A 12,594-nucleotide genomic window follows, 5' to 3' on the forward strand; every position below is an offset into this window, starting at 1 on the left:
GTCTCTCTCATTGCCGGGTCTTGGCACCCTGGCATATTCTCGATTTACGCGCGATACCAGTCATTGGTACGCTTAAATTACGTTCCTTCACATGCAGCACACGACACCCTCGATGTGGATGCGAAGCTGGCAAGCGATTGTCCTGTTCTGTAGGGATATCGGCAATTCAGGTTAATTCTCTAGCCCTGACTCGGAGATCGACGTTTTTTAATCAATCTGCTTGTAATATTCCATGACGGGTGCCAATAAAGCGGCACACGCCCGTGATAGCGCAACAAAGCTATCGCAACGGGTTTTCCCTATCTATTTCAAATATCGAGGCGTTTGATGGTCCCGGTTGGAAAGGTATGCGAGCCACCGTTTATCAAATTGACATCGAGGAGCCGCACGAGCAAATGCAGCGGTTCCTCATCGCCGCACTTCCGTGCGCCCTTGCATCGCGAATCGCACGAGCCTTCAGGCTCTGCAATCCTTTTTTCTATTCCGCCGTCGGTGTAATCGTGAGTCTTCTGACGCAACTTGCACTTGGAGCAATCATGACCTGGTCTCCGATACAGTGGTATACGGACGAGCAGCAGCCTTTCACCGATCAATTGCGAGGCATCTGGGATAGCCTTTGGACAGTCGGCCCAGTGTTCTGTCTCGCTGGTGTTCTCGCTGCGATTACCTTCTGGGCACTGGCCGGTCGTCATTACAGTGCGCAGCCAAATGATCAAAGCAAGTAACAGTAGTACTGATTTCAGTTCGTCGAGAGTAAATATGCCGATAATCGACCAGGGCTCCAGAGGGGGTGCCCCGCAGATTGCCGGAACGATTGGATACGAAGTGCTCGCGCGCTATACGACGACTTTCGATTTTCCCCGGCGTACGGTGAGTCTCTCGTTGACACAGGCTCAGGCTGCGATCGGCAGCGCGCCCGCATCGCCTATGACGCTCGACCACACCGTCCCGGCCGTAGAGGGCAAGATGGGCGGGGTCATAGATTATTTCTGGCTCGACACCGGATTCGATGGAGCAATCCTCGTCAACCGGACGTTCGGAATTGCTCATCCTGCGGCTGTGCCAAAGCGGCTGTATGACATTGGGAGTACGCTGTCCGCTGTGGGCGCCGACGTAGCGATCAGGATAGCCCGGATTCCCGCGATAACGGTCGGGTCGACAACTTTCGCCAATACCATTGGAATGTTTTCGAACGCCGACGGAGGCCTGAATACAGATTCTGAGTTCGCCGCTGATGTGGGCGACGCTCTGCTGAGGTCGTACGCCGTGACGTTCGACTACAGAGGGCGACGTTTCTGGCTTATGCGGCACGACGCCTCGAACAGCCCTTACGTCTTGGCGAGATTGAGGCTGATCTAGGCAATGCGGAATCGATCAAGCAGGTCCGAGAAGAACACGTTAGCGGACTTCGCCCAGGATGGATAGACCCTGCGAAGCAGTGACCACCAATCTCCTGTTCGGGTCACTACGTATGTGCTGGGCTCTTGGTCAATCTGCAACGACCGGCCACGACTTGATGCCGTTAAACAAATCTTCTTCGACATGGCACACGAATACCTCGTCATTTTTCAATATTACGAGCCTGAACCCCGACAGCTATTTGAGCGCGGAGTGATCGAAGACTATGAATCAACGACCGGAGTTTTCATCGAGGCGGAGTCAGCAGAAGATGCTTTGATTTGGTGCGAAGCAATCGCCCAAGAGGTCCTTTGGCGCTGCAATGACGACAGGTCGATAGATTGGAAGCAGTTGGGGTATTCGTGTTGGATTGAGTCTGATCCCGACACATCGTCATGGAGTCATTGTCTGGCCTTCTTTCAGCATGTTCAGGTCGGCGAAATGCCCAATGTCGACGCCATGGGTACTAACGCCTACGTTATCTGGCAGAAGGGATAGCGCGACTATCCCACCACACGCCGTCCCAATGGCCGGTTTTGAGAAATGTGAGGGACCGGTTTGGGTCGACATGAGGCGGTCGTGTCAGGCAGCAGTCGGTGATGGCGAGTGCAGTGAGTATCTGACAAAATCTTTAGAAGAATGTTAAGAATGGGGGCCACTTGCAGAAGGTCGAATACCGCTTTTCCACCATATGGCGCATCGAGGCGCCAGTGCAGCGAGTTTGGGCGACACTCCAGGATTCGGCGCGCTGGCCCGAGTGGTGGAATAACGTCGAGCGCGTGGACCAACTGGAGACGGGTTCCGATCAGGGCGTGGGCGGCGTACAACGCTATACGTGGAAAGGCTGGTTACCATATCGCCTCGTGTTCGATATGCAGGTGACGCGCGTCGACCCGTTGGTCGCGCTAGAGGGGGAAGCCAGTGGCGATGTCGAAGGCATCGGTCGGTGGAGCTTTTCGCCCCACGGACGCAACCTTACTGTGGTCCGCTATGACTGGTGCGTGCATACGAACCGGGCATGGATGAATGCATTGGCGCCGTTGTTGCGACCGGTTTTCCGATGGAACCACGATGCAGTGATGCGCGAAGGTGGCGCGGCGCTAGCGCGGCAGCTGGACGCGCGGCTGCTTGGCATCGAGCATGGATGAAGCCGGCGCGGCAATGGATTGAACGCTCCGCAACGTTTCCCCTTTACATCAATGGTGTCTGCGGCATTGACGTGTGTCAAGTGAGCAAACAACACCGGCAAGGATCGGTGAATTGGGATGCACGACTGGTAGGCGCAGGCTACCGCGCACCAATAACCCACGGCGCGTCTCGCATGAGGGGTTTGATGATTGCCTGTCGACAAGCTGGCTATGCCGTCCTCCACGACAGCCGTTGCAATGCGGACCAGCTTGCGCTCATTCATGGCCGGGTTAGCGCAGGGGAGCCGTGAGCGCGAAATTGCCCCGAACAGCCGCGGCCACTCCCGGCTATCGTGCGCCTTGGCTGCAGCCTCGGCTGGTTGGAGCAAAAAAGTGGGCGATATCGGCTTCCTCGACGAAGCCGGCGTCCTGCATGCTCTCGGTCGGGCAACGGATATCCGGGGGGGGGGGGGGCGATGGCCGCGCTATCGGTCCAACTCCGATTGAGGAAGTTCTGCGCGAGCTTCCCGACGTTCGCTATGCGACGGCTTTCGCGGCGAACGCTGACGCCAATTAGCACGGATGGATCGCCGCGGTCGAGCCGTGGGACGGAAACGGGTGCGCGCGCGCTCGAAGCCACGTTTGGCGTGTTCATCGGCAATGCAGTGCGTATCTGCGTTGTTGAGCGCCTGCCTCTTACTGAGCAAGGGAAACTGGACCGCGCCGCGATTGCAAGTCTCGGACTGAAACTGTGTAATGCGCACTTCAGGGAACTGGCCAAATAACGGCAGACGCGGCAGATCACGATGCACGATGACCGGCAGGCTAGGGGGCCGGCGTCGCGCGTGCTGATAACCGATTCTCCTACGTTATCGACCAGCCAAGACCCCGGACGTTCCGGATCAAGGATTGCCCATATTTCTTTCGGATTGCATGGATCAATACATCGACCGCGTTGCTTTCAATCTCTCTGCCCCAGCCGTACAGTCGCTCTTCAAGTTGGCCACGCGAGAGTATCGCGCCCCGACGTTCAAGCAAGGCATGCATCAGCGTGAATTCACGCGCCGACAGCGGCGACTCGAGACCGTTCAGGAGAAGGGCGCGCCTTTCAAGATCGAGACCAAGAAATTCGTCGCCGATTCTCGAGGTCGCATAGCCTGTCGTTCGCCGCAGAACTGCGCGAATGCGTGCAAGTAACTCGCGAATAACGAATGGCGTGAGTATGCAATCGTCGGCGCCGATATCCAGACCGCGTGCATGCGTTTCCGGATCATCGTGTGCGCTAAGGAGCACGACGGGGACCTTGTTGCCCGCAGCACGTGATGCCTTCAACAACGCTATGCCGCCAATGCGCGGAAGACTCAGATTAAGGAGCATGACCGCGTAATAGCTTGCTGCGATTGCAAGGCTGGCGGCACGGCCATCCCGTACCCAGTCGACGGTGTATTCCGCATCTCTCAAAGCGCAAAAAAGACTTTGACCCGTATGCAGGTCACTTTCAGCCAGTAGTATTCTCATCTTTCTCTCGATGTTGTGCCCCAAGCGTTCCCTTTATCGGGTTCCGAACGCCATGGGATTAATAGCCCCGTCCTTTTGTAAGACGATTTTTTAGATTAATTGCTTTGCTATCCGAGATCGTCTCGTTCTACCGGATGAGACAACCACGGACTGTCGAAATGCAGTCACCCTCAAACGAGCTCAATGAGCAGAGGTCCCAGCAGCGCCAACACCACACTGGCGATTGCATACGTGACAGCAAAGGGCACGGTAGGCACCGCGCTTTCTGACTTTTCCAGCGCCTGACCGAATGCCGGATTTGCGCCACGTGAGCCGGCCAATGCACCTGCGAGCAAAGCTGAGTTGTCGTAGCGCAACACGTAACGTCCGAATAGCATGGTTAGGAGCAGCGGAAAGAGCGCGACAAATATACCGAGCAATAAAAGGGTTATCCCGCTTTGCTGGATCGTTAAGAGCGCCTGCATCCCCGAATTGAGACCGACCGCAGCGACGAATGCGGACAAGCCGAAATCCTTTAACAGTTGCGAGGCAGCCGAAGGCATCGCCCCATACTTCGGATATTTGCCGCGTATCCAGCCAAATATCAGCCCCATCAGAAGGCAGCCCCCACCCGCACCGAGTGTCAACGCGAAACCGCCGGCGTAGACCACGATAAGCCCTAGCAACAGACCCAAGACCAGACCTAGTCCCACATAGGCAAAGTCGGTTTTATCCGAACTGGGCAGGTCATAACCCGCTGTCTCGACCGCTCGCTTGGTGCTTTCGGGCGATCCGTAGAACGTAATGACGTCACCATGCTGCAACTCTGTGTCCCAAAGAAGGGGCAGTGGCCGCTCAGCCCGCGTTATGCCGACGATAAACACACCACGGCGAAGATTCCGGTCGAGTGCATTGCGGGCCTCGGAGATCGTCACATGGTTCATGCCTTTTCTGGTAAAGACTGCTTGCCGGCTCTGCATCTCGACACTGATGCCTTCGGCCTCCGCGACCTCTTCTCCGAGCAGGGCCGCGGCAACCACCACCCACTTGCGCATGCCTACAAGCAGAACAATGTCATCCTTCTCCAGCACCACGCCCGCTGCCGGCCCGATCAGTCTGTCCTCCCGGCGAATGCGCTCGACGGTGATCAAATCCCTCTGGCTTACTTCGAGTTCTGCGATTGTTTGGCCTGCAGCCGGCCCTGCGCGGTACGCCCGGCCGACGATTAACGGCATTGATGTGCTCCGGCCAGGCCGTAGCCGCATACCTCCGTCAGCCGCGTTCTCGACTTTGATCGCCGCGTCATGCAGATCTTCACGCATAAATCGCGGCGCGATATTCACACAGACAAGTATCGCGCTGAGCAAGCCAGGCACGTAGGTCACCGCGAAGGCGATTGCCACTTCCGATTGCAGAAATTTGACTTCTGTCGGAGGAAGGCCCAGCCTCGAGATCGCGTCTCCGGCCGTGCCGACAATAGCCGACTGCGTCAACGCACCGGCCGCCAGACCCGCTGCGAGCCCTTTATTCAGTTGGAATAGCTTTGCGCAGGCAATCACGGTAAAGAGTGCCGATAAAGCAAGGAAAACGGCAAGCGCGAACTCGCGGAGCGTCTTGCGATTGAACGACGCAAAAAACTGCGGGCCGGATGAATACCCAACCGCGTAGATGAATACGCTCAGCATGAGCGCTTTGACCCCGCTGTCGATGGCGACACCGGCTTGACTGATGAGCACGGCCGCGAGCAGCGTTCCTCCCACTCCGCCCAACTGGAAGGAGCCGAAATTGATGCGACCGACGTAATATCCGACCGCGAGCGAGAGGAATAGCGCAACCTCCGGCGACCTCTGAAATAGGGTGTGTAACGCGTGCATTTGACCAACCTTTTAAGGGTCGCTGGCAATGTATCGATGCCAGTTGATGAGCAGGAAGGTGGAAGCGGCGCCGGCAAGGAAATCTCCGCGTGCGAGCGGAACAAGGCAATCCGGCAACGCTGCTTTCGTGGCGGCATTCGATTCGCCCGGGCCGACCTGGCTGCTGCATTCAAGGCGTGTGAGTCCGCTCTTCAGGACCGCCTTTTTCCATCGGATAAAGGAGCCGCGACTTGGTATTCCTGTTTAAGGCTCAAGTGGATCAGCAACTTGAGTCGGGCGGCAATCTTTCCGGTGGAAATATTAAGCGGGATTTGGTGTCGCGTCAACATCTTTCCGGTGGACAAATTAGTTAGTCAGATGATTCCTTTGGCGAGGAACATTGCGTCCCATTCGGACATCGTCGCGCGATAGCCGGTGACGAGCAGACGCGGGCGCCTTGACCGAATCAGCAATAGGTGAGTGGGCCACGTGGAGTGTCCGCAGTCTGTTCGCGATGGCCTGCATAGATCGAGGACATCGCGGGTGGCACCACGCACGCCGCTTCACGCGGATAGCTCGCGGTTCGTGCGTGAGCGACAGGCGATAGTGCGGCACATGCCAAGGTAATCGCGAGGCCTGCGGATCTTGGTGGCGTACCCATGAGGATGCTCTTTCGCTCGACGACAGTCGACGTAACACGTCAAGTGTATTGATCGACTATGAGCGTCGAATAAGGAAGACCGCGATCAGCTTGGGTACCGGGCAAGCCATGCCTACCTCGACTATGGTCGATAGAAAGAGGTGAGTCGGCTTCAGTGAATTAGCTGTGAATGAGGTCAAAAAGTATCCAGCGTGTTGGGCGGATCAGCTGGGACGCGAGAGGCCTGGACCGTTTTCTTCATCAATAGCGCGTCCGCCCAGAGCGCATCAAATGATACCCCGCGATCAGACCCATGTCGTATGCGCTTTCGAGTGCGCGGACGATATCTACTGGTCTCACCGCAACGCGTGAGTCCGGCAGTTCAGGGTTTAAGGCGCAGGTCTCGACATCGAAGCAATCGGTCGCGATTTCGCTCAAGATGCTCAGGCGTTCTTCGGTTATCACACTCATTGTCTTCTCCTTGTTTGCTTAAGTACCTTGATGTTCGGCACTGTCGCACGAATCTATGACGTACCTTGATCGGGTTTGCTGGTCCATTGGAACGAAGAATAAGCGGGGAAAGTTAACCAGGAATTAGGCGCAGGAAATATCGATTAGCTGGTTTGGTGTGGGTCGTGGCTTGCCCTAATTCTCACCTCAGAAACGTGACGGACACTCTGTTCCGGAAGCTCGCTTTCGATCCCAAACGATGCGTTGCTTTCGATCCCCAACTGTCTGTTTGAAATAGGAGTGACTCATGACTACGACCAACAAGCTGGATACATCCACGTCTCAAGGTATCAACGCCCTCATTACCACCCAGGAAGAAGGATTTAAAGTGCCTGCGGACATCGTCACGGACGGATCGGATCTCGTTCCAACCTTGCAGTATCTGGCCTGAGGTCCAACAGCGGAGCACGTCATGGCTTTGTCGGTTTCAAGGCAGTTGACGTGTCTCCGTGCTCCAGTCGCGGAAACATTCATTCTTATGAAAACCATTTCTGAAACGTTACAAGATCATTCCGAGTGGCGAGAGTTGCCGCTTCCGCGCACTGGATCAGGCAGAGCGCTCCGGATAGAACTGCAGAGAAGGCTGAAGGACTCGCTTTTCAAAGTGCTGCAGGAGATTGAACGCGTCATTCCAGAACCCCTCACGCAAGAGCGCGCACTGGTTGAGGCGCTTGATCCGTCGCGAAGATATGCGCCGGATCCGTACTTCGCGTATTTCAGCCTGCTGGAGAGCATGACTCGATCAGACGCGCTTGCTGTCGTTCAACGCCGCAAGGCATTGCGCGACTGTCTCCATGCGCCATATTGCGATGAGTTTGAAATCCGGCAAGGTGTCGATGACATCACGCTCTCTTTCATTCGCGCGCGGCACAAAACTTCCGAGTCCGACGTTAGTCGTGCCGACTTCTCCAGTAGCGGGGTGGAGCGTCGAGCACAGACCGGCGGTCATTTCCCCGCGGTTGATCCCTCCGCCGCGCTGACGGCCGCACGGCATTGTGCTGCTACGAAGACGCTCATTGCGGCTCGCTATCCCGATCTTGCAGACGAACTTGACAGTATTGTGTCGGTCGTTCAGTTGATGCCGCCGTCGTTTTCGGCGGAAGCAGCCTCGAGCTTGTCGAGCTTCGGCATGATTCTCGTTCGACCGCTACAACACGCCAGCGAGCACCATCAGCGGCTTTTCTATTTCGACCGACTGGTTCATGAAGCGTCGCATCTTTATTTGAATCTGTTGATGACGTTTGATCCACTGGTGACGAACGGCTCGGCGCTGGCACCGTCGCCAGCGCGACAGACATTGAGACCGGTCAAGGGTGTACTGCACGCGCATTTTGTGTTCTTTCGCCTGCTTTATGCGTATCGAAGCGCACCGGAACTCGCGGGCGACGCGCACGAGCGTGGCAGGTCGGCCGAAAGCGCTGCACATCTGCCCATTGGCGCGCTCCCGCTCTCTTTCCACACGCGACAAGCAGCCTACGCTGCAAGATTCATGCAGGGTGATGCGATTCTTCGATCCCATGCCGAGTTCACCGAGCGCGGCCGCATATTCCTGGAATCGATGAAGGAGGCTGTGCAGCATGTGTGATCCTCGTTTAAGTGCTGGTGACCGGCGATTGATGGAGCGCTTGTCACGATTGGAGCCGTTCCCCGCCTCCTTGCTGGAAATGGGATGCGGCGAAGGGCACAAACTCGTGGCGCTAAAGCGCAGCTATCACGTCGACACGTATGGTGTCGATACACACGAACCTTCAGTGGTGTCGCTGCAAAGTGCCGGAGTGGACGCGACGGTCTGCGACATGCGACATCTGCCATTCGACGATTGCCATTTCGACTGGGTGCTGATTGCCAATTCGCTTCATCACATTCCAAATCCCCAGGGAGCCATGCGAGAGGCGGCGCGCGTGGCACGCCACGGAGTCGTTATTTGTGAGCCCTGGTGCGATCAGACCATAGCGTCACAGCGAACGACTTATACGCTCTGCCAGTGGTCGAATGCATTGGTTCAAAGTTTGGGCTATTTTCACCGCGAAGGTCTTTCTGCTGGCGAGATTCTGGATCTGGTCGACTTCGAGGCTGCGTCTGCCGATGTCAGTTACGAGTTGGGCATTGCGCGATGGGACGTCAACGAGTGGTTGAAAGACTTTCGCCCTCACATGGATCAGTTAGCCACGACACACTTCCTGCGATGGCGTCTCAAGCATCTCGTCGCGACGTTGCCAACAGAGACGGCAACTGAGCCCGGGCAGGTGGTGGTTGTCATCCGGAAGTGTGCGGCATGAGCAATTTTCCCGCACTGCATTCCATTCAGAATCTGGGGAGCACATAACATGAAACAGCAAAGGCAAGCAGTTGTTATCGTTGGCGCCGATTCCAAGGGTTACTATATCGCCCCAACGTTGCAGGGACGGGGCTATCAATGTATCCACGTCGTTGTTGGCGATTTGTCGCGCAATCAACCCGGCAGTTGCAGCTGCTTTACAAGGGAGTTCAGGCTCCCCTCCGACGATGACTGGGCCGTCGCCGATCTCGTCGCCAAGTTGAACATGTACAGCGTGAAAGCCGTACTGGCGGCAGGCGATACGGGCGTAGTGGCCGCGAACAAGATAGCCCAGTATTTCGACGTCCCCAGGAATCCGGCGGGCAGCTGGCGGTTGCATCGACACAAATATCACATGATCGAAGCACTCAGACATGAGGGCGTCGCCTGCTCGGAACAGTTCGTATCGAACAGGATAGACGGATTGCTCTCCTGGTATCGCAGCAATGACTTTACGCGCGTCGTCATGAAGCCAAGTCTTGGCGGCTATTCGGACGGCGTGGGAATCTGTGAGAACGAGCGAGAGATTGTGAGTGTCTTCGAAAAGAATATCAACAAGATCAACTGCACAGGAAAAGTGAACGACGAATACGTGATTCAGGAATTTCTTGAGGGACGACACTATGTTGTCAACACGGTATCGGTTGAGGGAACACATTTCGTCACCGACGTCTGGCTGGATGTGAATCACCATGAGAATACCTTTCTCATTGACGAATACTCCGATTCCGTGAGCCGGAATTCTCCGGAATTCGCCACTGTATCGAGCTACGTCGAGGAGGTTCTCGACGCACTGCAGATACGAAATGGTCCGGCCCATTCCGAAGTCATGCTGACTGCGCGCGGACCGCGTCTGATCGAGACTGGGGCGAGGTTAGCCGGTGGACTGGACTTCTCGATTGTTGAAGAGTGCCATGGATACAGCCAGATCTCTGTCCTTGCAGATAGCGTGATCGCCCCGCATCTTTTTTCCAGCAGGGCAGCACTCTATTCAGACGCCCCGTCCAGGTTTGCGCGCTTCGTTTATATGTCCGCCGATGTCAGTGGCCGGATCAAATCCGAGATCGGTCTGGATGGATTCTTTGAGATCCCAAGTTTGATGAGCATCAAACTCACAATCCAGGCGGGTGGGAATCTCGAAAGAACCCAGTATTCACTGGGGCACCCTGGCTATGCCATGTTCCTGGCGGACAGTCGCGAGGAGCTTTGCCGGGACTATGTCAGGTTTCGCGGGCTTGAACGGCGCTTCTTTGAAGACCTGATTGAAGAACCTCTGCGTGAAGAATCACTGACGTCTTGACTTCAGGCGCGCCGATCGGCGCAGTTAATCCTGCATCCAGGAGAGAAAATGATGCATACCTTGTGGCTACGCGCCGAAACCAAGTTGAACGAACGGCGAACCCCATTGATTCCCGCTCACGCGCGAATACTGGTCAAAAATGGCTATCGTGTGTGTGTTGAAGCGTCGCGGGACCGAATTTTTAGCAACTCGGCGTATCGGAAGCAAGGCTGCATTCTTGTAGAGAAGGGTAGCTGGAGATTCGCCAGCAGGGACACGTTAATTCTGGGTCTTAAGGAGCTTCCGGAAGCGTCCTTTCCGCTGAGGCATCGACACTTCTACTTTGCGCATGCCTACGATAGACAAACAGGTTCGATAGATTTGCTCGAGCGATTCAAGAGTGGTGGTGGGTTTCTTTACGATCTGGAGCAGATCAAGGACCCTTCAGGCGCACAACTCGTTACTGGCGGCGCCGGCTACCTGGCTGGATTGTGTGCCGCAACGGCCTGTCTGGACATCTGGAAGCAGAGGCAATGTGAACGCACAGGAGCGTATCGCGTGCCGTTGCAGTTCGCCAGTTGTGCCGAACTGGTCGCGTACGCGCGCTCACTGGTCACTGCACATGTGCCAATTCCCAGGATCCTGATCATCGGACATCGTGGAAAGTCGGGCAGCGGGGTTGCGCATCTGCTCGACGAGGTTGGGCTTGGATTCGATCGGTCGCCGAAGATCACGAGTGACAAGATTCAGCGAAGGGCGCTGCTGCATCAGTACGACATCGTATTCAACTGCATCAAGCTATCCCAAGATACGCCGATATTTTTGTCGAAGGACATGATCAACGCGGATACCCGCATCGGCCTGATTGCCGATGTGAGCTGCGAGCCGACGCATCCAGGCAACCCGATCCCGATTTATTCGGCGCCGACTAACTTTGAGCAACCCGTGTTTCGAACGCCCGAGGGCATCGACGTCATGGCGATAGATAACATCACCGCGATGCTGCCGGTGGAGTGCAGTCAAATGCTGAGCGAGCAGATTTTTCCGTATCTTTGCTATTTTCTACTGGCTCAGGGCGTGCATGAGGCATCGCCGTTTGTGCGTGTTGTTGATGCGTTCAATTTAGCATGTCGTGAGTCGCTGCGAAGAGGCAGTGACGATCTATCGGCCAGATCTGCTGACAGACCCGTACGAGCCGCAAAGCTACCCACCCGTCACGCAAGCGCCTCTTTCGGCTAGGTGATTCAGCGTATATTTTCGCCTATGCCAAGGCCAGCGAACGCGAGTTTCAAAACGCGAGTTCAACTCATGTTAATCCGGCATGACAGATAACGACGGTGCTTACGATGAATGGAAATATGTTGATTTCCGGTGCAGGCGTCACGGGTCTGGCACTGGCGTACTGGCTGGATCGCGCGGGGTTTGCCACGACGCTGATCGAGCTGGCCCCGGCGTTTCGCCGGGGCGGCCAAGCCGTCGACATTCGGGGCGTCGCGCTCGATGAGCCACCGCGTGGAATTCGTCTACGTTTGTTCACCCATTGGGTGTAGTTCTCGCCCTTTTCTCGACGTCGAACCTGATCAATCTGATCGATTGGCAACTCGGCCACCGGGGGAGGGCGTCGGCTACGTGATCTACTCCAGCCACGACAAGAGCGAACTCCGGATTGGCGCTGGCTTCGCGGCTCCGGGATCTGCAATGTCCCGCAGCGATACTCAAGCGCAAAAACAGCTTGTGGCTGGGCAGTGTGCTCATCAGGCTCTCGTCGATCTCACTCGTGGGGGCCCGACGCCGGATCACCTAATGACTGAAGCCAAGAACGGTATCGACCTCAGCGAATTGCTGAAGAAGACGGTATAGCCTTTGGAGGCTGGGTGCCTCTGACCATCTGGCTTTCCTCTACCCACGCGACATAGCGATACCGCCGACCAGCGCTCGGTCCCCTTCGTAGCAGTCGATGAGACGTGTCGAAG

The 12,594-nt window shown here is 56.2% G+C and carries 14 protein-coding genes; 11 read left to right on the forward strand and 3 right to left on the reverse strand.

Annotated elements, in window-relative coordinates; all coding sequences use genetic code 11:
* The first annotated feature begins 263 nt into the window (after positions 1-263).
* The 4 genes from P3T17_RS19310 (at position 264) to P3T17_RS19325 (ending at position 2,546) form a co-directional block, all read left to right on the forward strand.
* Positions 264-725: a hypothetical protein gene (locus tag P3T17_RS19310; protein ID WP_429408567.1), complete on the forward strand. Its 462-nt coding sequence runs from the start codon at positions 264-266 to the stop codon at positions 723-725.
* A gap of 202 nt (positions 726-927) precedes the next feature.
* Positions 928-1,359 carry a hypothetical protein gene (locus tag P3T17_RS19315; RefSeq protein ID WP_429408568.1) on the forward strand — a complete coding sequence of 144 codons (432 nt, stop codon included), beginning with the start codon at positions 928-930 and terminating at the stop codon, positions 1,357-1,359.
* 183 nt (positions 1,360-1,542) lie between these two features.
* Positions 1,543-1,896, forward strand: a complete 354-nt coding sequence (locus P3T17_RS19320; RefSeq protein ID WP_429408569.1) for a hypothetical protein — start codon at positions 1,543-1,545, stop codon at positions 1,894-1,896.
* A gap of 161 nt (positions 1,897-2,057) precedes the next feature.
* Positions 2,058-2,546, forward strand: coding sequence for an SRPBCC family protein (locus P3T17_RS19325; protein ID WP_429408570.1), 489 nt, complete (start codon positions 2,058-2,060; stop codon positions 2,544-2,546).
* 843 nt (positions 2,547-3,389) lie between these two features.
* Here P3T17_RS19325 and P3T17_RS19330 read toward each other — a convergent pair.
* Together P3T17_RS19330 and aspT are read right to left on the reverse strand one after the other, a co-directional pair.
* On the reverse strand, positions 3,390-4,043 hold the full coding sequence (locus tag P3T17_RS19330; RefSeq protein ID WP_429408843.1) for a response regulator transcription factor: 654 nt from the start codon (positions 4,041-4,043) through the stop codon (positions 3,390-3,392).
* Positions 4,044-4,213: 170 nt separating this feature from the next.
* Entirely contained in the window at positions 4,214-5,896 is a 1,683-nt protein-coding gene (gene aspT / locus P3T17_RS19335; RefSeq protein WP_429408571.1) for an aspartate-alanine antiporter, read from the reverse strand.
* Between aspT and P3T17_RS19340 the strand changes: the two genes are divergently transcribed.
* Positions 5,891-6,307 (forward strand): hypothetical protein, encoded by a 417-nt coding sequence (locus P3T17_RS19340; protein ID WP_429408572.1) that lies wholly within the window; start codon positions 5,891-5,893, stop codon positions 6,305-6,307. The genes aspT and P3T17_RS19340 overlap by 6 nt on opposite strands.
* A gap of 469 nt (positions 6,308-6,776) precedes the next feature.
* Here the strand turns inward: P3T17_RS19340 and P3T17_RS19345 are convergent, their stop codons facing one another.
* Entirely contained in the window at positions 6,777-6,986 is a 210-nt protein-coding gene (locus tag P3T17_RS19345) for a hypothetical protein (protein ID WP_429408573.1), read from the reverse strand.
* A 286-nt stretch (positions 6,987-7,272) separates the two neighbouring features.
* Here P3T17_RS19345 and P3T17_RS19350 point away from each other — a divergent pair, with 286 nt between their 5' ends.
* The 6 genes from P3T17_RS19350 (at position 7,273) to P3T17_RS19375 (ending at position 12,171) form a co-directional block, all read left to right on the forward strand.
* Positions 7,273-7,416, forward strand: coding sequence for a hypothetical protein (locus P3T17_RS19350; RefSeq protein ID WP_429408574.1), 144 nt, complete (start codon positions 7,273-7,275; stop codon positions 7,414-7,416).
* Positions 7,417-7,503: 87 nt separating this feature from the next.
* Positions 7,504-8,610 carry an aKG-HExxH-type peptide beta-hydroxylase gene (locus tag P3T17_RS19355; RefSeq protein WP_429408575.1) on the forward strand — a complete coding sequence of 369 codons (1,107 nt, stop codon included), beginning with the start codon at positions 7,504-7,506 and terminating at the stop codon, positions 8,608-8,610.
* Positions 8,603-9,304 (forward strand): class I SAM-dependent methyltransferase, encoded by a 702-nt coding sequence (locus P3T17_RS19360; RefSeq protein ID WP_429408576.1) that lies wholly within the window; start codon positions 8,603-8,605, stop codon positions 9,302-9,304. The genes P3T17_RS19355 and P3T17_RS19360 overlap by 8 nt, the downstream gene beginning before the upstream one ends.
* 48 nt (positions 9,305-9,352) lie before the next feature.
* The gene (locus P3T17_RS19365; protein ID WP_429408577.1) at positions 9,353-10,642 is read left to right on the forward strand and encodes an ATP-grasp domain-containing protein; all 1,290 of its coding nucleotides are present in this window, start codon (positions 9,353-9,355) and stop codon (positions 10,640-10,642) included.
* A gap of 48 nt (positions 10,643-10,690) precedes the next feature.
* Positions 10,691-11,860 (forward strand): saccharopine dehydrogenase, encoded by a 1,170-nt coding sequence (locus tag P3T17_RS19370; protein ID WP_429408578.1) that lies wholly within the window; start codon positions 10,691-10,693, stop codon positions 11,858-11,860.
* Positions 11,861-11,967: 107 nt separating this feature from the next.
* Complete coding sequence (locus P3T17_RS19375) at positions 11,968-12,171, forward strand: hypothetical protein (protein ID WP_429408579.1); 204 nt, start codon at positions 11,968-11,970, stop codon at positions 12,169-12,171.
* The last annotated feature ends 423 nt before the right edge of the window (positions 12,172-12,594 follow it).

This window comes from Paraburkholderia sp. GAS82 (genome assembly GCF_050436285.1).
In the GTDB taxonomy this organism is placed as follows: Bacteria; Pseudomonadota; Gammaproteobacteria; order Burkholderiales; family Burkholderiaceae; genus Paraburkholderia; species Paraburkholderia phenazinium_B.

Excerpts from the sequence above, each read along its gene's own strand:
- P3T17_RS19320 (WP_429408569.1), top strand. The coding sequence starts at position 1,543 with ATGGCACACGAATACCTCGTCATTTTTCAATATTACGAGCCTGAACCC.
- P3T17_RS19370 (WP_429408578.1), top strand. The coding sequence starts at position 10,691 with ATGATGCATACCTTGTGGCTACGCGCCGAAACCAAGTTGAACGAACGG.
- P3T17_RS19330 (WP_429408843.1), bottom strand. The coding sequence starts at position 4,043 with ATGAGAATACTACTGGCTGAAAGTGACCTGCATACGGGTCAAAGTCTT.
- P3T17_RS19360 (WP_429408576.1), top strand. The coding sequence starts at position 8,603 with ATGTGTGATCCTCGTTTAAGTGCTGGTGACCGGCGATTGATGGAGCGC.
- P3T17_RS19365 (WP_429408577.1), top strand. The coding sequence starts at position 9,353 with ATGAAACAGCAAAGGCAAGCAGTTGTTATCGTTGGCGCCGATTCCAAG.
- P3T17_RS19375 (WP_429408579.1), top strand. The coding sequence starts at position 11,968 with ATGAATGGAAATATGTTGATTTCCGGTGCAGGCGTCACGGGTCTGGCA.
- P3T17_RS19355 (WP_429408575.1), top strand. The coding sequence starts at position 7,504 with ATGAAAACCATTTCTGAAACGTTACAAGATCATTCCGAGTGGCGAGAG.
- P3T17_RS19315 (WP_429408568.1), top strand. The coding sequence starts at position 928 with ATGACGCTCGACCACACCGTCCCGGCCGTAGAGGGCAAGATGGGCGGG.
- P3T17_RS19350 (WP_429408574.1), top strand. The coding sequence starts at position 7,273 with ATGACTACGACCAACAAGCTGGATACATCCACGTCTCAAGGTATCAAC.
- aspT (WP_429408571.1), bottom strand. The coding sequence starts at position 5,896 with ATGCACGCGTTACACACCCTATTTCAGAGGTCGCCGGAGGTTGCGCTA.
- P3T17_RS19345 (WP_429408573.1), bottom strand. The coding sequence starts at position 6,986 with ATGAGTGTGATAACCGAAGAACGCCTGAGCATCTTGAGCGAAATCGCG.